The following is a 22735-nucleotide window of genomic DNA, read 5'->3' as shown; positions in this document are numbered from 1 at the left end:
AAAAAAGCCACCCGAAGGTGGCTTATAAATTTAAATAAATTTTAAAAATTTATTGTTTAATCACTTTGATTGTTTTCACTGCATTTTCTGTATTTACTTTTACTAAGTAAGTTCCAGCTGCTAAGTTAGACATATCTACTTGACCTTTGTTTGCATTCATATTCATGAATAAAACTTGTTGTCCAAGAAGGTTGTAAACTGTTACATTAGAAATGTTTTGCGTAAAGCTCACATTCAACATATCTTTTACAGGGTTTGGATACGCTGTAAATGTATTGTTGTCAAAGCCAATATTTGATAACGGACTTTCAAAAGTAACATTGTCAATATAAAAGTTATAATCTTCGGGATCGTTTACAGTACCATCAGTTGCAACAAACGCGAACTTAACATGAGCCGATGTAGCCACATATTCATAAGCAAAGTCTTGTGAAGTATTAGAAACGTTACTTGCAGCTGTGAAATTTTCAATTTCAGTCCAAGTTGCTCCATTATCAGTAGACATTACTACTTTTACAGAATCATCAGTTCCCATCTCAATTTCGTCAGTTCCTATATAAGAAGTAACACCATAATTAAAGGTAAAATCATAAGTATCTCCTACAACTGTATTTATTATCGGAAGAACTAACCAACCAGTTCTATTTATGTTGTAAAGATTAACTCTAGCAGCACCTGTTGTTCCAACATTCAAAAACCCATCTGTTCCCCAAATTCCTGCCGCATCACCTGTAGGCCCTGTTGCAATAGTTCCTGCCCCAGCTGTTAACCAACATAGTGGCACATATGCTGTAAAGTCTTCCATAAATGGAGCGTCAAAAGCTACACATAAAGTAGAAAAAGAGATAGCTGGAGACCAAACACCAAGTGATGTTCCACATACCGATCTTACCCAAACTTTGTATTCAGTACTAGGATCTAAATCTGAAATCGTAGCCATTGGCGTTGTCATTACATCTGTTACGTCTAGTCCTTCTGGATTTTCAACTGTAGCTTCAGCATAAGCATACTGCCAAGCTGTTTCGCTTCCACCTGGAGTCCAAGATATAGCAGCACTTGAAGATGTAGCACTATCAAAACTTACAATATTAACATCTGCACAAAGTGGAGCTGTTTCCCAAACTAAATTATCTATATACATCGTTTGATACGTTGCATTACCTACAAATTTGAATGCAACATACATATCTGTGGTTGCTACATCAAATAATACGGAGTAATCAGCAAAAGAATTTGTTACAGGAATAGTTTCAACTGCAGTAAAAGTACTTGCTTGAGAAGGATCAGACATTGTTCCTACAACAACACTAACACCAGTTGCATAAGAAAAAGCTTTAAATTTCATACGATGTGTAGAAAGTGGCAAATCAGTTAATGTTGGAGAAATGAAATACAATTCTGCTGCTGAATTACCTGAAGTACTCATACCTACATAATCATTGAAACTGCTTACGCTGATACTTGGTGAAGAAACTGTTGATACAATTAATGAACTGAAACATTCTGGCACGGTGTAAGTGACCTCTGTTGTGAAATCTTCTGTAAAATCTCCAAAAGCGGTACAACCAGTTCTAAATGTAAACGGACCTGTCCACGGACTTTCACTACCACTACCACAATCTGTTTGAATGTAATATGCATAATCTTGTTGTGGGTCTAAATCTGTTAAAGTAGTTGTATTTGCAGTAATTCCAGAAGTTACAACTCCTGTTCCTTGTGTAAATCCTGCGAAATCCACTTCAATATTAAATAAAGTTTCAGATGAAACCCAGTTTAACGTAACTGAATTCGCAGTAATTTGACTTACAGTATTTTCAGTAGGTGGCAAACATGATGGAGCCTCTAAAACGTTTACTTTCAAATCAACAACAACACCATAAGAAGTATTATAACATGGATTTGAAGGAATTGTTTTATTATCAGTTGTTACAATTCTCATTCTATGCACACCTAATCCCGCAGTTAAGGGAGTCATGAATGAAGTATTATCAATATAAGGATTTGTACTTGGAGATTCAACACCTTCATGCACCAATTCTGATGGCTCAAAAGTATAGTTATCATTGAAATCTACCCAAACATTTGTAAAATAAGAGTAACCCGTAGCTAGAGTAACATTCATAATTGTATTTACCCCTCTAGTAATATCTACTACTTGATCTACTAATGTTAAATCAGAGTAAGGTGTAGCTGCAGTTACAGGAAAATCAGTTTGATTAACTTGTACATTTGTAATTCCTGAATTATCAACTATTGTTGGAACACCTACACAGAAGCAACCACCATCAGCAGTTTGGAAAAAATCTTCAAAACAACCTATTGCAGAACCATTCGCATTATAAGGAACAACGGAATAATAATAACTTGTCATTGGATTTCCAGAGAAAGAATATGTAGTAGCATTTAAAATATCTTCCTCATCAACCACTAAATCTTCACCATTTGGTGATGTTCCAATCGAAACTTTATAACCATCAGCACTAGGAACGGCGGACCATGTAAATACTGTCGGGAAATTACCACAATTTTGATCAACTACTGCATTCATATCTTGTATACATATAGGGGGAGTTGAAGGAATTGGTTCCCAAAGTATATCATCCAAATAAACCGATCTATAAGTTCCACCCAATCCATGTTTGAAAGCAATGTGATTTGCGGTAGTAGAAGTATTTAAAGTTACATTATAAGATGTATAAACATTGGTAAGCGTAAAAGATTGCAGCTCTACAAAAGTAGTTGGGTCTGATGGATTACTCATTGTTCCCACAGATAATACCTGTTCCGTTGCACTACCTCTAGCGTTGAATTTTATTCTATGTGTGTCTGCACCAATTGCTGTTAAGGCAGGTGTAACTAAATAGATACCCGCTGTTGCATCTGCTGAATTTGTCATTTGGATAGCATTTGGAGCCGAATTAGCTGTAAAGCCAATAACTGAAACATTTGCACTTGTATTTTCAGATACAATCGTTTTTGTCCAACAGCTTGGAACAACTCCAGTTCCAGTAGTTAATGCGTCAAAATTTTGCATAAAATCTCCGGAAGAATCGCAAGTTGTAAACGAAATTTCAGAACAAGAACTATTTGTACCGTTTGCATTATATGGATAAAGTTTTACATAATACGTAACTCCCGGCGTTGTAGGAAAGGTGTATGTAGTAACAAGACCAATATCTAACATGTTTTGAATATTCGTTGCACCAGCAGAAGTTCCAATAGAAATAAAGAAACCTGTAGCATCAATGTTAGTTGTCCAATTAATTTTTCCGCTACTTACACTTGTTGCAGTATCTAACGGACTAGTAATTACTGAGCAATTAGGCGCTCCAAGAGGGATAAGTTCCCAAACAACATTATCAATGTATATAGTTCTATATGTTCCACCACCACCGTGTTTAAATGCAATATGGTTTGCAGTAGTAGATGTATTCAATTGAACATTATAAATTGCATACGTATTTGTTAATGCAATAGTTTGCAATGCAACAAAGGTTGTTTCATCTGTAGGATCAGACATTGTTCCTACAATCAAAGGAAATCCTGTACTTGAACCTCTAGCTTCAAAAGTAATTCTATGTGTATTTGCTCCAATTGATGTTAATGAAGGGGTTGCTAAATATAAACCCGCAGTTGCATCATTCGAATTAGCCATAGAAATCGCGTTTGGAGTTGAAGATGCTGAACTACCAATTACAGAAACATTTGCATTAACATTAGTTGAAACAACTTTTTTTGTCCAGCAATTAGGCACTACACCCGTTGCTGGAGTAGTAGAATCAAAATTTTCATTAAAATTTCCAAATGGATCACATAAAGTTCTGAAATTTGTTGGCCCTGACCATCCACTAAACAAAATTTCTGAACACTTAGCTCTTACATATACGTTATATCCCGTGTTAGGAAGTAAATCTGTTTTTAAATAAGAAGCTGTACCTGTCACATCCGTTCCTACAGTAGCAGGAGTTGGTGCATCCATACTTTGCTCCACTACATAAACTTGCCAATCTGTTTGACCAGCTGCTGCAGTCCATGCAATGGTAGCTTGAGTTGTTGTAGCCATTGATGCAGTAATACCTGTAGGATTACCACAAGCTTGAGTAATTCCTCCAAAAATAATATTTGGCACATAAGTCACCATTCCTCTTGAAGGAAAGCCACCAGCATCATCAGTAGGATTTGTAGGGTCTGCATTTAAACTGTCACTATAAACAAAAATAGAACGGTTAGATCCTACATTTGTATTACGAAAATCATCTGCTGAACCATCAAAACCTGTCATGTTTTCATCAACAGCTACAACTAAATTTGAAATACCATCATACGGAAAGGGTGTTGCAAAAGTAATTGTTTTCCAACCTGCAGCACTTCCGGTTACGACACCGCCAGTATAAACCTCGGTTAAATCTCCAGCCGCTACATAGTCAAGGTTAGTATCAAAACTTGATTTAGTAGTTTGACCAAGGTAAATAGTCAAGTTTTGACTGTTTGTCAAAGCACCAGTTCCAGTGAAATACCACTGAATCGATGTAATCGAACCAGAAGCGTTTATTTCAGATGCCAAATAAATAGATTGTGAATAAGTGTAACCGTAGTAAGCATTAAATGGCAATACTTGTGCAGTATTAGTGCCTTCGCCGACGGTTACTTGCCCATAGCTTCCCATGACCATAGTCAAAAGAAAAACTAGCGATAGAGTAATTTTTTTCATAATTAAAAAATAGTTTTTTTGTTAATAATTGCCAATATAGTCATTTTTATTGGGCTTACCCAAGTACAAAAATGTATTTCGCAAAAAATACATATTTTGTGATATAATTTTTTAAAAAAAAAGCCACCCGAAGGTGGCTTAAAAATTTAAAAAAATTTTAAAATTATTCTTTAATCACTTTGATTGTTTTAACAGCAGTTTCTGTGTTTACTTTTACTAAGTAAGTTCCAGTCGCTAAGTTAGACATATCAACTTGACCTTTGTTTGCATTCATATTCATGGATAAAACTTGTTGCCCAAGAAGATTGTAAACTGTTACATTAGAAATGTTTTGCGTAAAGCTTACATTCAACATATCTTTTACAGGGTTTGGATAAGCTGTAAATGAATTTTTATCAAAGTCACTAGTAGATAAAGTAGTTTCTAATGCCAAGTTATCAACAAAGAAATCATAATCTTGGTCATCATCAACTGTTCCATCACTTGCTATTAAGGCAAACTTAACTTGAGCAGTTGTAGCAGTAAATTCGTGTGTAAATTCTTGAGACATATTTGTTACATTGTCTGCAGCAGTAATACTTTCAACTTCTGTCCATGTTACACCATTGTCAGTAGTCATTGCGATTTTTACAAAATCGTCAGATCCCATAGGACTTTCCACAGTGTCATTCCAATCTGTAACACCATAATCAAATGATAATGTGTATACTTCACCAACAGTGGTATTCATCGTTGGAGTTATTAACCATCCGATTCTATTGACATTATAAAGATTAACTTTTACAGCACCTGTTGTTCCCACATTCAGAAACCCATCTACTACCCAAATTCCGGCAGCACTACCTGTAGGTCCTGTTGCAACAGTTCCTGCCGCAGCTGTAGACCAACAAAGTGGTACGTAACTTGTAAAGTCTTGCAAAAATGGTGCGTCGAAAGCAGCACATGGTGTAGTAAACATTCCTGCATCTGACCAAGAGCTCAACTCATCTGTACCACAAATGCTTCTTACGTAAGTTCTATAAACTGTAGAACTTGATAAAGATGTCAAACTTGCAGTTGTTACTCCCGCAACAACGGTACCTGTAGGAGCTGTAGTAGCATTTGGAGCTGCAGTAGCAGTTGTTACATAATAGTCATAACCCTCGGCCGGAGCTGGAGTCGTAGCAACCCAGTTCATAGTAGCTGTAGAAACTGTAATATCTGTAGCAGTTGGCGCCATTGGTGCAACACATGATGGCGTTGGCTCCATTCTAAAATCATCAAATGCTATGTACCATGGAGACCCTGACGGTTGATTTACTCTCACTGCAAAATAATACGTTCCGTCTGTTGTAGGGACAAAAGTATTACTTACTAATGCATAAGGCTGGATTACATAAGAACCTGTTCCAGAAGCTGTAGTTGTACCACCTATTTGAGTAGCACCCGTACTGTTTTGAACTGTATTATGAAATACATCTACAGTCCATCCTGTAAAACCATCCCCTTGCATATAAAAACTAAAGTCATAACTTACACCCGCAGTTAATTCAAAACCTGGAGTCCACATATATTCATTTGTAGCAGACCAAGAGTTTCTTAAATAATTAGAACCTGTTCTTGGCGTATTATAAGTACCCGCCACAGCAGTTGAATAGTCTCCATTTTCTTCATCCCAACAGTTTGGAAAAACTTCAAATCCAGGTGTGATATTTTCAAAGCCCTCTGTCCAAGGAAACTCTGTAACAGCTACACAAGCTGTTGTAAAAGTAATCGGTTCTGAATAAGCTCCAAAAGCAACTCCACAAGAAGAACGTACCCAAACTTTATAAGTTGTACTAGGTAATAAACCAGGGATTGTTGTTGATGGTCCAGTAGTAACATCAACTGGAATTAATCCACTTGGGTCAGTAGTATCTACAGGTCCATATACATATTGCCAAGCTGTTTCAGTTCCACCAGGAACCCATGCAATATCTGCAGAAGAAGATGTTGCGCCAACAAAAGTTACAACATTTACATCTGCACAAAGTGGAGCAGTTTCCCAAACCAAATCATCTACATAAAGTGTTTGATACGTACCCGTCCCTACAAATTTAAATGCCACATACATATCTGTGGTCGCTTGACTAAATGTTACCGAATAATTTGCAAAAGCAGTAGTTACAGGAATTGTCTGCACTGGAGTAAAAGTACTTGCTTGTGAAGGATCAGACATTGTTCCTACAATCACACTAGCGCCAGCTGTATAAGAAAAAGCTTTAAATTTCATACGATGAGTCGCAAGAGGTAAAGCATCTAATGCTGGAGAAATAAAATACAATTCAGCTGCAGCATTACCTGAATTATTCATACTTACATAATCATTGTAATTATATACATTTATACTTGGAGAAGAAAGTGTAGATACAATCAATGATTTAAAACATTCAGGTACCGTATAAGACACCTCAGTTGTAAAATCTTCTGTAAAATCACCAAAAGCCGTACAACCTGTTTTAAATGTAAATGGACCAGTCCAAGGACTTAAACTACCACTTCCACAATCTGTTTGCAGATAATATGCGTAATCCTGTTGAGGATCTAAATTTTCCAACATAGTTGTATTAGCTGCAATCCCAGAAGTAACAACTCCCGTACCTTGAGTAAATCCTGCAAAATCAACTTCAATATTAAATAAGGTTCCCTGTGAAACCCAGTTTAGGGTAGCTCCAGTAGCAGTTATATTACTTGTTGTACTTGCAGATGGCGGAAGACACGTTGGTGCTTCCAAAACATTTACAAGAAAGTCTAAAGTAACACCCCAAGCATCACCGAAACAAGGATTTGGAGGTGTTTGAAGATAATCCGTTGCACCAATTCGTAGTCTATGTTGACCTAATCCAGCTGTAATAGGTGCCATAAATGATGTATTTAATACAAATGGATTTGATGTAGTACCAGATTCACCTGTATAAACTAATTCTGATGCTTCAAAAGTATAATTGTTATTAAAATCAACCCATACATTTGTAAAGTACCCTGTACCAGTAGCTAAAGATACATTCATAATTGTGTTGACACCTTGCGTAATGTCTATAGCTCCGTTTTCAATAAAACTAGCATACATAACATCAGTAACAGGGGTTACTACATTGTTAATTTGAACACTTGAAATACCAGCACCATCATTTGAGGCAGGTACCGAAACACAGTAACAACCGTCACCGTATGTGGTAAACATATCCTCAAAACAGTTTACTGCTGGTCCATTTGCATTGTAAGGTTTAATTGTATAATAGTAAGTGGTTGAAATATTTCCCACAAAAGAATAGCTTAAAACACTATAAATATCTAAATTATCAACAACTAAATCTTGACCATTTGCAGAAGTACCAATGGAAACTTTGTAACCATCAGCACCAGGAACCGCAGACCATGTAAATACAGTTGCAAAATTTCCACAACCTTCATTAGGTAACGCATTCAAATCTTGAATACACCCTGGAGGAGTTGTTGGAATTGGTTCCCAAATTATATCATCAAGATATACAGAACGATATGTACCTCCTAAACCATGTTTGAATGCGATGTGATTAGCGGTAGTTGATGTATTTAATGTAACATTATAAGTAGAATAGGCATTTGTTAAAGTGTATGATTGTAATTCAACAAAAGTACTAGCATCTGTTGGGTCACTCATTGTTCCTACAACTAAGATTTGTCCTGTAACACCACCTCGAGCTTTAAATTTCATTCTATGCGTATTAGCGCCAATTGTCGATAAAGCAGGAGTAGCCAAATAGATTTGAGCTGTTTCATCAGCTGAATTTGTCATATAAAGCGCATTTGGAGTTGAAGCCGACGTATTAGTTATCACTGAAACATTCGCATTCGCATTTGCAGAAACAACCGTTTTAGTCCAACAGTTTGGCACAACACCTGTTCCGGCCGTTATTGCATCAAAATCTTCATTAAAGTCTCCAAAAGGATCACATAATGTTCTGAAATTTTTAGGCCCTGACCATCCGCTGTACATTGTTTCCGAACATTTCGCTCTAACATACGCATTGTAACCTGTATTTGAAAGTAAACCTGTTTTTACGAAAGTTGCAGTTCCCGTTGCATCTAATCCAACCGTTGAAGGTGTTGGTGCAGGCATGGATTGTTCCACTACGTAAACCTCCCAGTTAACTTGTCCTACTGCAGCAGTCCAACCAATGGTAGCTTCTGTGGTAGTAGCTAAAGAAGTAGTTATATTTGTTGGATTTCCACATGCTTGTGTGATTCCTCCAAAAATTACATTTGGTACAAAAGCAACCATTCCTCTTGTCGTACTTCCGGTACTAGGATCAGCAGGATTCGTATTGACAGAATCAGAATAAGAAGAAATAGAACGGTTAGATCCTACATTTGTGTTGCGAAAATCATCTGCCGAATCATCGTAACCCGCCATGTTTTCATCAACAGCTACAATTAAATTTGAAATACCATCATACGGAAAGGGTGTTGTGAAAGTAATTGTTTTCCATCCCGCAGTACTCCCTGTCACGATGCCACCGGTATAAACCTCAGTTAAATCTCCAACAGCTACATAGTCAATATTTGAATCAAAATTTGTTTTGGAAGTTTGCCCTAAGTAAATAGTCAGTCCTTGACTATTTGGTAGTGCAGTCGCACCTGTAAAATACCATTGAATAGAAGTTATTGACCCAGCAGCATTTATTTCTGATGCCAAATAAATAGATTGTGAATAAGTGTAACCGTAGTAAGCATTAAATGGCAATACTTGTGCAGTATTAGTGCCTTCGCCGACGGCTACTTGCCCATAGCTTCCCATGACCATAGTCAAAAGAAAAACTAGTGTTAAAGTAATTTTTTTCATAATTAAAATATAGTTTATGTTAATATGTTCTAAAATTAAAAAATTAAAATTAAGTTAAAAAATTTTTACTGTTAATTTTTTTTTCTATTAAAATAATAATTAATTATAAAAGCGACACAATTAGAAAATTAAACTCTTTAATTGCAAATAGTTGTACTAAAAAAATTAAATTAAGAGCGATTAATCTATGACATTAAAACAAAAAAATCCAAACTTTCGTTTGGATTTTAATTTAAATAATAAATGCAGTTATTTTATACTTTCAATATGAACCATTTCGTCTGTGTCTTTCGAATAATCAACACCTCCAAAGTCAAAACCAAATAATTGATAAAATTCTTTTCTATATCCTTCCAAATCTCCCAATTCAGATAAATTTTCAGAGGTTACTTCGTTCCACAATTTTTCTACTTCTGCTTGAACATCGTCACGCATTTCCCAATCGTCAATACGAATTCGTCCTTGTTCATCTACAGGAACTTCTTCACCAGAAAATAATCGGTCCTTAAACAAACGTTGGATCTGCTCGATACAACCTTCGTGAATGCCTTTTGCTTTCATCGTTTTATACAATAAAGAAATATACAATGGAATAACAGGAATCGCAGAACTCGCTTGCGTCACCAAGGCTTTATTTACGGAAACATAGGCTTTTCCACCAATATCAGAAAGGTCTTTTGTAATCGTAAATGCTGTAGCTTCTAAATCATCTTTTGCTTTTCCGATAGTACCATTTCTGTAAACTGCCTCTGTTAAGGAAGAACCTATATATGAATAAGCCACTGTTGTCGCGCCGTCGGCTAAAAGATTTTCATTTTTCAAAGCATCTATCCACATTTTCCAATCTTCGCCACCCATCACGATTATTGTGTTTTCGATATCATCACCCGAACACGGCTCGATACTTACTTCAGAAACTTTTCCGGTGTGAAAATCAACCGTATTATTGGTAAACTTTTCGCCAATAGGTTTCAAAACCGAACGATGCAGCACTCCTGTTTTTGGATGTGTCCGAACAGGCGAAGCCAAACTATATATGATAAGGTCAATTTGACCTAAATCTTCTTTGATTAATGCCAAAGTCTGTTCTTTAATTGCATCAGAAAAAGCATCTCCATTGATGCTTTTTGCATACAATCCCGCTTTTCTAGCTTCTTTTTCAAAAGCTGCTGAATTGTACCAACCCGCTGATGCTGTTTTACCTTCCATCGGTGCTTTTTCAAAAAACACGCCTATAGTTGAAGCCTCTGACCCAAAAGCACTTGTAATTCGAGAAGCTAATCCGAATCCTGTAGAAGCACCAATCACCAAAACCCGTTTTGGACCGTCAATTTTTCCTTTGGATTTCACATATTCTATTTGCTTTTTTACATTTTCAGCAGCTCCATCAGGATGTGCCGTTGTGCAAATAAATCCTCTCATTCTTGGTTCTATAATCATAAGATTCGTTTTTTTTTATTAGGTAGAACAAATATAATTCAAAATATTAGTTAAGCAAGGTTTTAGCATGATTTATGGCTGCTTCTGAAAGGTCTTTTCCAGCTATCATTTCTGCTAATTCTTGAACGCGTTGTTCGTGCGTCAAACGTATAATTTGTGATTGCGTTTGATTGTCAATCGTCTCTTTAAACACTTTGTAATGTTGTTTTCCTCGTGCCGCGATTTGTGGCAAATGGGTAATCGAGAACACTTGCATATTCACACTCATTTCTTCCATGATGAAAGCCATTTTATTTGCAATTTCACCTGAAACTCCGGTGTCAATTTCATCAAATATAATCGTTGGCAATTTGGAATATTGCGCCAATACTGCTTTGACAGCCAACATAATTCGAGACATTTCTCCTCCCGAAGCTACTTTTTTTAGTAAGCCAAAATCAGAACCTTTATTCGCTGAAAATAAAAACTGTAATTCGTCTTTTCCGTTTGCAAAATAGTTTTCTGTTTGCGAAATCTTAATATTAAATTGCGAATTAGGCATGCCCAACTGCACCAAATAACCCACTAATTTTTCTGCCAAAACAGGAATGGATTTTTCTCTGTTTTGATGCAATACAGCGGCTAATTCGTTCAACTCTTTTTCATTGTTTTCCAACACATTTTCCAACTTTGCAATAGCGTCTTCCAAATGTTGCACTGCAAAAGCTTTGTTTTCTAATTCGTTCTGAATTACTAGTAATTCGGCAACAGTATTGACTTGGTGTTTTTTCTGCAACGAATAAATAAGTTGTAATTTTTGATTTAAAAACTCCAATTGTTCGGGGTCATTAATCAATTGTTCTGCCAAACCGTTTATTTCAGAAACAATATCATCCAACTCAATTAAAACTGAATTCGTCCGTTCTGCAATTGAATTATATTCAACCGTTAAACTAGAAATTTTCTGCAATGAAGCTTTCATTTCCTTCAAACCTTGCAACACTCCTATTTGTTCTTCTTCGGCTAAAGCCAAAGATTTTTCTAAATTTTCTTTGATAAATTCAACATTATTCAACTGCTGAAAATTTTGTTCCAATTCTTCTTGAATGCCCGAAACTAATTTCGCTTCAACTAATTCATTTAGTAAAAACGTATTGTAATCCTGCTCTTTCTGTGCATTGGAATATGCTTCTCGTTGCTTCAGCAAATCATTCTTGTTCGATTTATACGACTTTAAAAGTGTCGAATAATGTTCTAATACACTTCCGTTTTTGGCAATGGCATCAATAATTTCAAACTGAATTTTCTCATCCGATAATCCTTGGGTTTGCTGTTGCGAATGAATATCAATTAAATAAACACCCAATTCTTGCAAATCCGAGACATTAACAGGACTATCGTTCACAAAGGCACGTGATTTCCCAGAAGGTAAAATTTCACGACGAATTATCGTGGAAGCGTCGTAATCAAAATTAAGTGTTTCAAAAAGGGTTTCTAAATTGTATTTTGAAATTGAAAACTGCGCTTCAATCACACATTTTTCTTCCTTATTCTTCAATGAAGTCAAATCGGCTCTTTTTCCCAAAACCAATCCTAAAGCTCCAAGAAGTATCGATTTTCCAGCACCAGTTTCACCGGTAATAGTTGTGAAACCATTATCAAACTCAATAGATAATTTTTCTATTAAAGCAAAATTTTTAATGGAAAGTGAAGTTAGCATTTTAGAATTTTAGTCGTTAAAATCGAATCGTAAATTAATAGGTAAAGGTAACGAATTCTAAAATTTAATTGTTGCCCATTTAGATGCATTTAATGGAGAAACTCGATTCAAAGTATCTACTAAATCTGTAATTTTAATTTGGGGACCGCCTGAGAAAACAGATAAAACTTCATCCGATTTCGCATCAAAGAAAACACGCGTTAAAAATGCATTTGGACGAGTAGCATGGATTTTTTCTAGGTTTGAAATCGCCTGCTTCACTCCTTCTTTGCCTTTCTTTACATTATCACTCATCAAATCTAAACCGTTGATGTGGTAGTTATAAAGGGCCGCCTTAATTGGATCGTAAGTTCCTGACATCAAGTCATTAGCTAAGAAAAAACGATTCTGGTTTCCACCGTCATTTTGACTCCAACCTCGGTAACTACTTTGTTGAGCAATATTTACAATTTCCTGTGCTTGTTCGTAAAATTCTTTACCCGAATTCAGCTCATAAGTATCTGCATCCAAACCGATAATTACATAAGCATAATACGCAATAACTGAAATTAAATTAGAATCAAAACTATTGGGATTATAGGTAAGATTTTCATATTCAGCATATTTAAAACTAAAATCTTTATCATTAAAGTTTAAAACTGGCGACACATAACTTGAACCAAAAATAGGTCTAGACGACCCAACTTGAATTGTAGCTACAAACTGATCGGAACCGTAACTCGAAACCGTAATAAAAATCGTACAATCAATTTTTTCGTTTTGCTTCAGTTTTTTATTGGTCCACCTCGTCTTATTTACAAAATCAGTAAGGGAAGTTTCCAGCGTTTTAAACACGGATTGATTACTATTTGTCAAACTTTGCGAATTGATTTTTACTAAACAATTCAATTCCTGAGAATGAACAGTAAAACATAACAAAATTGCAATAAAAGAAAAAAGTTTAGTCATTATAATGGGCTATTACTTTATTTAAAATGTCTCGAGCAACCGCTCCTTTAGATTTCAAATCCATTGGTTCGATTGTGAAATTTTTATCAATAAACGTTACTTTATTAGTTGGTGTTCCAAAACCAGCTCCATCATCTTGCAAAGAGTTTAGAACTATCAAATCTAAGTTTTTTTTCTGAATTTTCGCCTTTGCATTCTCAATTTCATTTTCAGTTTCTAATGCAAAACCAATTAAAAACTGATTTTTCTTGATTTCACCTAAAGAAACTAAGATATCTTTCGTTCGTTCCAATTCTATATTAAAACTACTTTCTTCCTTTTTTATTTTCTGCGTTGCTCTATTTTTTGGACGGTAATCCGCAACTGCCGCTGCTGCGATTGCTACGTCTGTTTTTTCAAAGAAAAGATGACAAGCTTGATACATTTCTTCCGCAGAAACCACACGAACTAATTGAACAGATTCATTTTCAACATTTAAATGAGAAGGCCCGGAAATCAAAGTGACTTCAGCACCCAATTTAGCAGCTTCATTAGCAATTTCAAAACCCATCTTTCCAGAAGAATGATTACCAATGAATCGAACAGGGTCAATCGCTTCGTGAGTGGGTCCAGCGGTAACAAGTATTTTTTTGCCTCGTAAAGGAAGTTTTCCTGCAACATCATTTTCAATAAAGGAAATAATATTCTCAGGTTCAGCCATCCTACCTTCACCTGAAAGTCCGCTTGCTAATTCGCCACTTTCAGCTGGAATCATAATGTTTCCAAAGGATTGTAATTTAGAAAAGCTCGTTAAAGTAGAAGGATGTTTGTACATATCTAAATCCATTGCTGGAGCAAAATATACGGGACATTTAGCCGAAAGATAAGTTGCTAAAAGAAGGTTGTCGCAAGTTCCATTAGCCATTTTAGATAATGTATTTGCAGTTGCTGGAGCAATTAACATCAAATCAGCCCAAAGACCGATTTCGACATGATTGTTCCAAGAAGCATTTTCATCTTCTTCGTTATAAAAAGCAGAAAATACAGGATTTTTTGAAAGCGTAGACAATGTCAAAGGAGTGACAAAATCTTTAGAAGCAGGTGTCATGATTACTTGAACCTCGGCACCTGCTTTTATAAACATTCGGACTAAAGTGGCAGTTTTATAAGCGGCAATTCCACCAGAAATTCCCAGCACTATTTTTTTTCCACTTAAAACCGACATCTTAGTACTATTTAGAAGTTGCGTCTCTATGGTAGATTTTATTATCTAACCATTCTTGAACTGCTAAGGCATGCGGCTTTGGCAATTTCTCGTAAAATTTAGAAACTTCAATTTGTTCTTTATTTTCAAAAATTTCTTCCAAACTATCGTTGTAAGTTGCAAATTCCTCTAACTTCTCAGTCAATTCTTTTTTGATTTCAGAGTTAATTTGGTTTGCTCTTTTAGCCATAATTGTGATAGCCTCATACACATTTCCAGTAGGTTCTTCAATTAACGATTTATTGTACGTAATTGTATTTACTGGAGCATTCGTCTTTTTTAAATCCATGACTTTCTTAATTATTTGAAATTTGTTTTAAATCTGTTTCTATTTTAGCTAACATTTCGTCTGCTTTTTCTTTATATTCTGAACCCTGATTGTATTTCATCAAGTTCAAGTATGCCGTCTTTGCGTTAGTTAATCGTTCTGCTTTTTTACTGTCAATACTATTTTCAGCAAGTTTGTAAGCTGAATCCAACTTATAATACAAAGCTTCTCCTTTATATTTTGTCCCAGGAAAATCAGCAATAAAATTATCTAAAACTACTAATGCAGCTTTATGGTCTGAAATGGTGTTGTATTGTTTCGCCGTTTCAAATGACTTTTTTTCCAATTTTTCACGCAACTCCTTTACAATCACATTCGCTTCCGCTAAGTACTCTGACGTTGGATACGTATTGATGAATGATTGCAATTTATCAATCGCTTTGTATGTATCAATCTGATCCAAACTGAATCTTGGAGAAAGCTTCGTGTAACTTAAAGCGCCTAAATAGCTCGCTTCTTCCACCTTTTCACTTTTAGGATAACTCGTTACAAAACTTTCAAACTGATATCCCGCAGAATAATATTGTTTCGTCTTATAGTAGGACTGAGCATACATATAAAACATTTTTTCCGCTTGAGGACGGCCTCGATAAGAAGGTGCAATTTGCTCAAAAAGACGAATAGCCTTCATGTAATTTCCTTTATCATATTGCTTAGTAGCAACATCGTATTTAACACCAATTTCTTCCGTTTTTAGTGCTTTTTGATATTCGCTACATGAGCTAAAAATCAGGGTAAGTAAGAGTATTGAAAGTATTTTTTTCATTGTAAAAATAAAAGTTTCTTGACTGCGAATTAGAATAGTAGACTAAATCACAACTACCGAAACATAGTCGGCAAAGTTAATGATTAATTATTGACTACAAAACATTTTTTTCTGTTGCTTTCTAGTTTGAAAAACAGCGACAAAATCGAGCGTTAAAGCAGTCTGGTTTTGACTATTTTGCGGCAGGAATTGGACTAGTAAAGTTTTTCATTTCATTATCAAATAGATATAAACCGCCTTTATCGTCGCCAATCAAGTTGATTTTGTCTAGAATATATCGTGCAGTAGCTTCTTCTTCAATTTGTTCTGCTACATACCACTGTAGGAAATTATGCGTGGCATAATCTCTTTCATCAAGTGTAATTCCAACCAAGTCATTAATACTTTCAGAAACAGTAATTTCATGCTCTAACAATTGTTTGAACAAAATTTTGTAATTACTTAAGTCTAAGGATGGCTCAATTGTCGACGAAATTTTGGCCACTCCACCTCTTTGATTTACGTATTTCACTAATTTTAACATGTGCATTCGCTCTTCTTCTGATTGAGCATACATAAATGTCGAAATTCCTTCAAAGCCTTGTACTTCTGCCCAAGAAGCCATCGCCAAATATATTTGAGACGAATTTCCTTCAACGCTAATTTGCTTGTTTAAAGCATCTTGTATATTATTTGATAACATAATCTTTATTTTTTTAAATATTTTTAGTAAAATTATTTATTCGATTTGCTAAATCTTCATTAACAGCAACTAATGGCAAGCGAACGGTGTTTTCAGCCAATCCCAAAGCTTTAAAAACTTGCTTGATTCCCGCAGGATTTCCTTGTTCAAAAATCATATCAGTCGCATCTGCAATTTTGTAATGCAATTCGTAAGCTTCATCTACTTTACGTTCTAATCCCAAACGAACCATTTGAGAAAATTCTTTTGGAAAACCCTCTCCAATCACTGAAATAACTCCAGAGCCTCCAGCTAAAACCATTGGTAACGTAATCATATCATCGCCAGAAATTACAAGGAAATCCTTTGGTTTATGCTGAATAATTTTCATAGCCTGAACGATATCTCCAGCAGCTTCCTTGATTCCAATGACATTCGAAAATTCATTTGCCAATCGAAGCACTGTTGCCGGCAACATATTACTTGCTGTTCGTCCGGGAACGTTATATAAAATCACCGGAATGGGCGATGCTTTTGCAATAGCGCTAAAATGTTGGTAAATTCCTTCCTGAGTAGGTTTATTGTAATAGGGAGAAACGGATAATATAGCAGAAAACGCAGAAAAATCTCTCGTTTGTAATTCTTCGACAAGTTGCATTGTGTTGTTTCCTCCAACTCCTAATACTAATGGTAATCTTTTATTATTCGTTTTTACAATCGTGTTAATGACCAATTCTTTTTCTTCAGAAGTCAAAGTTGCAGGCTCTCCGGTAGTTCCTAAAACCACCAAATACTCCACTCCGCCATCAATAACATGGTTTACGATTTTTTCTAAAGCTTCGAAATCAACAGAAAAATCTTTTTTAAATGGAGTTACAAGTGCAACTCCCGTTCCTACAAATGATTGCATATTAAATTTTATTTAGGATTCTTAGGTATTTGAATAATTCTTGGATAAAAATAGTACTTTGTTCAGCTGTTGTATCTATCATAAAATGATTAATTCTCTTGTCAATAGTTGAAAATCCAACTTTAAACAACGCTTTCGAACGTTGGGTAACTAATACAAGAGGCACCTTTTCAACATCATAATAACTAATCAGCAAATCAAAATTATTTGCTTTAAAATCTATAATTTCTTGGTTGGCGACGTCACCCGACCAACTTACATTTTTTAAACTAAAAGAGCTAAAATTAGTATCTCTTTTCTTATCTTTATCGTGATACAAAAGCAAAGTAATATCCTGCTTTTTAATACCTTCCGTTATTAATTGTTGCAAAAGCAATTCTTTATCACTAAAATAAGTTTCGTCAATTACTAGTCCAACAGTTTTAATTTTATTCAATGAAAAATTATCACTGATAAACGACAAAGCCTGTTTTAACTTTCTTTTTAATAAAAATTTCTTCAAAAAATCTAAAAACATAGTACTTTTACTTCAATTTACAAATTTAATTAAATAAGTATAATTTGAGATGGTAAATCTAAAAAAGTATAGCGCCTTATCACGCTATTTTGTTTTAATCTTAACAGTTTTTGCGTTCATATCGTGTGCCGAAAAAAAACTCCATGTAAATAAAGTGGAAGGCAAACAAATTCCAGTAACGGAAAGTCTTTCACAAACCCAATCTATTGAAGAATTTATCGCACCCTATCGCAAGCATATTGATGATGATTTAAATGCAGTTCTTGCTTATTCTCCAGAAAATATTGATAAAAAAGGAGTTTGGCAAACTAAAATTGGAAACCTCCAATCAACCGTTACTTTAGCAAGTTCAAATAAAGTTTTTCACCTACGTGAGAAAAAAAATGTGGACATTTGCCTGTTAAATAATGGTGGGATTCGAGCGATTATCAACAGAGGAAATGTAACTACGAGAACTGCGTTTGAATTGATGCCGTTTGAAAATAATTTAGTGGTAGTTTCATTGAAAGGGGAACAAATTTTAGAAATGGTGAATTACATTATTAAGGAGAAAAAACCACATCCTTTAGCAGGAATGACTTTTACAATTGACAACAATGATGTTGCCAAAGATATTTTAGTACAAAACCAAGCCTTGGATTTACAGAAAATCTATTATGTTGCGACAAATGATTATTTATACAATGGTGGCGATAATATGAATTTCTTCAAAAAATCTCTAAAAATATTTGATTTGGATTACAAAGTGAGAAACGTTTGGGTAGATTATTTTAAAGAAGTAGACACGATACCGGTTCTAACCGACATCCGAATTGTAAAAGAATACTAGCATGAAAAGAAGAGATTTTATTCAAAAAACAGCAACTGGTTCAGCTATTTTAGCTTTGCCAAGTTTGCCCTTGATGTCCTTTGGAAAACCTGACATTAAAAAATTGACTATTTTACATACAAATGACACGCATAGTCATATCGACCCTTTTCCAGCCGATGATTCTAGAAACCCTAACAAAGGTGGAGTTTCCAGAAGAGCTTCTTTAATTGAAAGCATTCGAACTGAAAATCCGAATGTGTTGCTTTTAGATGCTGGAGATATTTTTCAAGGAACGCCGTATTTCAATTATTACGGTGGAGAATTGGAATTCAAATTAATGAGTATGCTGAATTATGATTTAGCAACCCTGGGAAATCACGATTTCGACAACGGAATTGAAGGCTTTTATTCGCAATTGCCACATGCAAAATTCGATTTTGTTTCTGCCAATTATGATTTTAAAAACACGATTTTAAATGAAATTGTAAAACCTTACAAAATTTTCAATAAAGGCGGGATTAAAGTTGGCGTTTTTGGTTTAGGAATTAAATTAGAGGGCTTGGTCGACAAAAAAATGTACAAAGAAACCGTTTACAATGACCCCATTGAAACTGCCGATGAAATCACTCGTATTTTAAAACAAGAAGAAAAATGTGATTTGATTATTTGCTTATCGCACTTGGGTTACGATTACAAAAACGAACCTGAAAAAATTTCTGATTTAAATTTGGCAAAAAACTCTAAAGATATCGACTTGATTATTGGCGGTCACACGCATACTTTCTTGGACAAACCAACGATTGTCATGAATAAAGTGGGCGAACAAACTTTGGTAAATCAAGTGGGCTGTTACGGGATTAACGTGGGGCGAATTGATTTTTACTTTGACTATAATAAAAATAAAACACACGAAGGAAGGACGATTATTGTTTAGTTTTCACGATTATTTTTTCTAAAAATTAAAAATTAAAATCTCGCCAAGATTCCAATACGCAAAGATAAACAAGGTTTTCTTTACGCCTTGGAATCTTGGCGAGACCAAAAAAAATTATTTCAGCATTTCAATAAAATCTTCTTCTGAAATAATAGCCACATTTAATTTTGTTGCTTTTTCTAATTTTGCTGGACCCATATTATCTCCTGCAATTACATAATCGGTTTTTGCCGAAATCGAACTTCCTACTTTTCCTCCGTTATCTTCAATAGCTTTCTTTAATTCGTCGCGCGAAAATTTTGTAAAAACACCCGAAACTACGAAGATTTTTCCTGCTAGTTTTTCCGTTGCATCAGGATTGAAAATTTCTTTCGTTTCCAATTGAACACCGTAATTTTTGAGTCGTTCGATAATTATGCGGTTTTCAGGATTGTCAAAAAATTCAATAACGCTTTGAGCAATTTTTTCACCAATTTCATCCACTAAAATCAATTCCATTAAAGTCGCCTGACTTAAAGCATCAATGTTTTTATAATGCTTCGCCAACTTTTTAGCCACCGTTTCGCCCACAAACCGAATTCCCAAGGCATATAAAACCCTTTCAAAAGGAATTTGTTTGGAAGCCTCTACTCCATTCACTAAATTTTCCGCAGATTTCTGGGCCATACGTTCCAAGGGAAGTAATTGCGTTACTTTCAACTCATACAAATCAGCATAATTCTGCACTAGATTATTTTCATAAAGTAACGCGACCGTTTCGCCACCCAAACCTTCAATATCCATTGCTTTGCGCGAAATAAAATGCTGAATTCGTCCGATAATTTGTGGTGGACATCCGTAAAAATTTGGACAATAATGATTAGCTTCGCCTTCACTTCTGACTAATAAAGTTTCACATTCCGGACAATGCGTAATGTATTTGGTAGGTTCTGAATTTTCAGGACGTTTTGTAAAATCAACAGCGATAATCTTTGGAATAATTTCCCCACCTTTTTCCACAAAGACCGTATCATTTACTCGAATATCTAATTTTTCAATTTGGTCTGCATTATGCAAAGAAGCACGTTTTACAACGGTTCCTGCGAGTTGTACAGGTTGTAAGTTTGCCACTGGAGTAATCGCCCCGGTTCGACCGACTTGATAGGAAATGGAATCTAAAGTTGTAGTTACTTGTTCGGCTTTGAATTTATAAGCAATCGCCCAACGAGGCGCTTTTGCGGTAAAACCCAATTCGTCTTGATAATGTAAATTATTAACTTTTATAACCACTCCGTCTGTTTCGTAAGGTAAATCGTGGCGGTGAATGTTCCAATACTCGATGAAATCAAAAATGCCTTGGGTATTATTTACCAATTTAGCTTCACTTGGAACTTTAAACCCAAAATCTTTTGCTTTTTGTAAACTTTCAAAGTGCGTTTTAAATTTCACATCCGAACCGATAAAAGTATAAAGCAAACAATCCAACGGACGTTTCGAAACTTCTGCACTATCTTGCAACTTTAAACTTCCAGAAGCCGTATTTCTAGGGTTGGAATACGGAGTTTCACCAATTTCAATTAAGTCTTGATTCATTTTTTCAAAACCTGCTAAAGGCAAAACAATTTCACCACGAATCTCAAAATAATTAGGATAATCGCCTTTCAACAGTAAAGGAACCGACTTGATGGTTTTTACATTATTCGTCACCTCATCGCCTTGAAAGCCATCACCACGAGTAACAGCTCGTTTGAGTTTTCCATTTTCGTAAATGATGGAAATGGAAGCGCCGTCGTATTTTAATTCACACGTATATTCAAGTGGAATATCGCCAAGTAGCTTTTTAATTCTGTTTTCCCACTCTAAAATATCTTCTTTCGAATAGGAATTATCTAAAGAATACATCCGGTTTTGGTGCACGACGGTTTCGAAATTTTTCGTAATTCCACCACCCACTCTTTGTGTAGGAGAAGAAGCATCAAAAAATTCGGGATGTTTGGTTTCCAAATCTTGCAGTTCATTCAACTTGACATCAAAGTCATAATCGGAAATCACGGCATTATCCGACACATAATAGTTGTAATTGTGTAAGTTGAGTTCGTCACGTAACGATTGAATTTGTTGAGAAATATCCATAAAAAAATTGGCTAAATGAGTGCAAAAATGAAAGCACTAATTTAGCCAATTTAAAGTAAAAATGAATATAAAATTGTCATTGTTCATCAAGTTTTTTTGAAGATTTCTATCGAAAAACATTCATAACTATCCTTAAAACTAAAAAAACCAATCTATTTAATTATCTCGCAAAGGCGCTAAGACGCAAAGTAAAAGATAACGCTTTGCGAATTAGCGTCTTTGCGAGACTAAAAATTACGGATTATCAATTATCAAGAAATTTATCTCTTTACGATTCGATAATTTGATTTATTTGTTGGTATAATTGCCCATCGCTTAAAAAAGCACCTTGCTGAATCAATTCAAACAAAGAGGTATTTCGGTCTTGTTCAAACACTTTTTTACCAATTTTCATTTCTACATTTTCCGTAAACATATTGTCGCTCAACCATTGCAAACCTTCTTTGGTCAAGAAATCAACTTCTGGAGCCATTGCTTTTAGCACAATTGAATTGACATCCGTTTCATTTGCCAGAAAAAGAAAAATATGTTGTTTTGAGAAATGCTCTAAATACTGAGCTTTAGAAAGTACGCCTTCCCAAATTAAATCAGAAAAAACATCTAATTCCTGTTCGGCAACTTCTGGTTTATTTAATTTTATTGAATCCCATTCTGCTTTATCAATGGATTGAGAAGCTAAAAAATTGATGAACTCTTGGTGCAATTCATCAAATTGTTCTTTTGTTAGTCTTGAGTATTTCATGTCTTCAAGTATTTTGCCACGAAGTCGCTAAGTGGCAAAGATTATTATAATTTATTCTATTTAAAATTGA

The 22735-nt window shown here is 35.0% G+C and carries 15 protein-coding genes; 2 read left to right on the top strand and 13 right to left on the bottom strand.

Annotation, left to right across the window (positions count from 1 at the left end; genetic code table 11):
- Positions 1-49: 49 nt before the first annotated feature.
- From ACQ5J2_RS08375 to ACQ5J2_RS08325, 11 genes are all read right to left on the bottom strand, one after another.
- Positions 50-4711 (bottom strand): fibronectin type III domain-containing protein, encoded by a 4662-nt coding sequence (locus tag ACQ5J2_RS08375; protein WP_432669957.1) that lies wholly within the window; start codon positions 4709-4711, stop codon positions 50-52.
- A 163-nt stretch (positions 4712-4874) separates the two neighbouring features.
- Entirely contained in the window at positions 4875-9554 is a 4680-nt protein-coding gene (locus ACQ5J2_RS08370; RefSeq protein WP_432669956.1) for a T9SS type A sorting domain-containing protein, read from the bottom strand.
- Positions 9555-9803: 249 nt separating this feature from the next.
- On the bottom strand, positions 9804-10994 hold the full coding sequence (gene fabV / locus ACQ5J2_RS08365) for an enoyl-ACP reductase FabV (RefSeq protein ID WP_432669955.1): 1191 nt from the start codon (positions 10992-10994) through the stop codon (positions 9804-9806).
- 46 nt (positions 10995-11040) lie between these two features.
- Positions 11041-12693, bottom strand: a complete 1653-nt coding sequence (recN, locus tag ACQ5J2_RS08360; RefSeq protein WP_432669954.1) for a DNA repair protein RecN — start codon at positions 12691-12693, stop codon at positions 11041-11043.
- Positions 12694-12750: 57 nt separating this feature from the next.
- Positions 12751-13641: a DUF4835 family protein gene (locus ACQ5J2_RS08355; protein ID WP_432669953.1), complete on the bottom strand. Its 891-nt coding sequence runs from the start codon at positions 13639-13641 to the stop codon at positions 12751-12753.
- Positions 13634-14845 carry a bifunctional phosphopantothenoylcysteine decarboxylase/phosphopantothenate--cysteine ligase CoaBC gene (gene coaBC, locus ACQ5J2_RS08350; protein WP_432669952.1) on the bottom strand — a complete coding sequence of 404 codons (1212 nt, stop codon included), beginning with the start codon at positions 14843-14845 and terminating at the stop codon, positions 13634-13636. Before coaBC ends, ACQ5J2_RS08355 begins: the two co-directional genes overlap by 8 nt.
- Positions 14846-14852: 7 nt before the next feature.
- Positions 14853-15173 (bottom strand): DNA-directed RNA polymerase subunit omega, encoded by a 321-nt coding sequence (locus tag ACQ5J2_RS08345; RefSeq protein WP_432669951.1) that lies wholly within the window; start codon positions 15171-15173, stop codon positions 14853-14855.
- 7 nt (positions 15174-15180) lie between these two features.
- Complete coding sequence (locus tag ACQ5J2_RS08340) at positions 15181-15978, bottom strand: outer membrane protein assembly factor BamD (RefSeq protein ID WP_432669950.1); 798 nt, start codon at positions 15976-15978, stop codon at positions 15181-15183.
- Positions 15979-16150: 172 nt separating this feature from the next.
- Positions 16151-16660 carry a ferritin gene (locus ACQ5J2_RS08335; protein ID WP_432669949.1) on the bottom strand — a complete coding sequence of 170 codons (510 nt, stop codon included), beginning with the start codon at positions 16658-16660 and terminating at the stop codon, positions 16151-16153.
- A gap of 13 nt (positions 16661-16673) precedes the next feature.
- Positions 16674-17549, bottom strand: coding sequence for a 4-hydroxy-tetrahydrodipicolinate synthase (dapA, locus tag ACQ5J2_RS08330; RefSeq protein WP_432669948.1), 876 nt, complete (start codon positions 17547-17549; stop codon positions 16674-16676).
- Position 17550: 1 nt separating this feature from the next.
- Positions 17551-18066 (bottom strand): DUF6913 domain-containing protein, encoded by a 516-nt coding sequence (locus tag ACQ5J2_RS08325; RefSeq protein WP_432669947.1) that lies wholly within the window; start codon positions 18064-18066, stop codon positions 17551-17553.
- Positions 18067-18115: 49 nt separating this feature from the next.
- Here ACQ5J2_RS08325 and ACQ5J2_RS08320 point away from each other — a divergent pair, with 49 nt between their 5' ends.
- A complete protein-coding gene (locus ACQ5J2_RS08320; protein ID WP_432669946.1) occupies positions 18116-18895 on the top strand; it encodes a 5'-nucleotidase C-terminal domain-containing protein in 780 nt (259 codons plus the stop codon).
- Position 18896: 1 nt separating this feature from the next.
- Positions 18897-19811 carry a bifunctional metallophosphatase/5'-nucleotidase gene (locus ACQ5J2_RS08315; protein ID WP_432669945.1) on the top strand — a complete coding sequence of 305 codons (915 nt, stop codon included), beginning with the start codon at positions 18897-18899 and terminating at the stop codon, positions 19809-19811.
- 114 nt (positions 19812-19925) lie between these two features.
- Here ACQ5J2_RS08315 and ligA read toward each other — a convergent pair whose 3' ends face one another.
- Both ligA and ACQ5J2_RS08305 read right to left on the bottom strand, forming a co-directional pair.
- Positions 19926-21923: an NAD-dependent DNA ligase LigA gene (ligA, locus tag ACQ5J2_RS08310; RefSeq protein WP_432669944.1), complete on the bottom strand. Its 1998-nt coding sequence runs from the start codon at positions 21921-21923 to the stop codon at positions 19926-19928.
- Positions 21924-22191: 268 nt separating this feature from the next.
- The gene (locus ACQ5J2_RS08305) at positions 22192-22665 is read right to left on the bottom strand and encodes a DUF6495 family protein (protein WP_432669943.1); all 474 of its coding nucleotides are present in this window, start codon (positions 22663-22665) and stop codon (positions 22192-22194) included.
- Positions 22666-22735 lie beyond the last annotated feature (70 nt).

The sequence above is a fragment of the Flavobacterium sp. SM2513 genome (genome assembly GCF_050908145.1).
GTDB lineage: Bacteria > Bacteroidota > Bacteroidia > Flavobacteriales > Flavobacteriaceae > Flavobacterium.
This window is presented reverse-complemented; position numbering and strand designations above follow the sequence as displayed.

Excerpts from the sequence above, each read along its gene's own strand:
- ACQ5J2_RS08375 (WP_432669957.1), bottom strand. The coding sequence starts at position 4,711 with ATGAAAAAAATTACTCTATCGCTAGTTTTTCTTTTGACTATGGTCATG.
- ACQ5J2_RS08370 (WP_432669956.1), bottom strand. The coding sequence starts at position 9,554 with ATGAAAAAAATTACTTTAACACTAGTTTTTCTTTTGACTATGGTCATG.
- fabV (WP_432669955.1), bottom strand. The coding sequence starts at position 10,994 with ATGATTATAGAACCAAGAATGAGAGGATTTATTTGCACAACGGCACAT.
- recN (WP_432669954.1), bottom strand. The coding sequence starts at position 12,693 with ATGCTAACTTCACTTTCCATTAAAAATTTTGCTTTAATAGAAAAATTA.
- ACQ5J2_RS08355 (WP_432669953.1), bottom strand. The coding sequence starts at position 13,641 with ATGACTAAACTTTTTTCTTTTATTGCAATTTTGTTATGTTTTACTGTT.
- coaBC (WP_432669952.1), bottom strand. The coding sequence starts at position 14,845 with ATGTCGGTTTTAAGTGGAAAAAAAATAGTGCTGGGAATTTCTGGTGGA.
- ACQ5J2_RS08345 (WP_432669951.1), bottom strand. The coding sequence starts at position 15,173 with ATGGATTTAAAAAAGACGAATGCTCCAGTAAATACAATTACGTACAAT.
- ACQ5J2_RS08340 (WP_432669950.1), bottom strand. The coding sequence starts at position 15,978 with ATGAAAAAAATACTTTCAATACTCTTACTTACCCTGATTTTTAGCTCA.
- ACQ5J2_RS08335 (WP_432669949.1), bottom strand. The coding sequence starts at position 16,660 with ATGTTATCAAATAATATACAAGATGCTTTAAACAAGCAAATTAGCGTT.
- dapA (WP_432669948.1), bottom strand. The coding sequence starts at position 17,549 with ATGCAATCATTTGTAGGAACGGGAGTTGCACTTGTAACTCCATTTAAA.
- ACQ5J2_RS08325 (WP_432669947.1), bottom strand. The coding sequence starts at position 18,066 with ATGTTTTTAGATTTTTTGAAGAAATTTTTATTAAAAAGAAAGTTAAAA.
- ACQ5J2_RS08320 (WP_432669946.1), top strand. The coding sequence starts at position 18,116 with ATGGTAAATCTAAAAAAGTATAGCGCCTTATCACGCTATTTTGTTTTA.
- ACQ5J2_RS08315 (WP_432669945.1), top strand. The coding sequence starts at position 18,897 with ATGAAAAGAAGAGATTTTATTCAAAAAACAGCAACTGGTTCAGCTATT.
- ligA (WP_432669944.1), bottom strand. The coding sequence starts at position 21,923 with ATGGATATTTCTCAACAAATTCAATCGTTACGTGACGAACTCAACTTA.
- ACQ5J2_RS08305 (WP_432669943.1), bottom strand. The coding sequence starts at position 22,665 with ATGAAATACTCAAGACTAACAAAAGAACAATTTGATGAATTGCACCAA.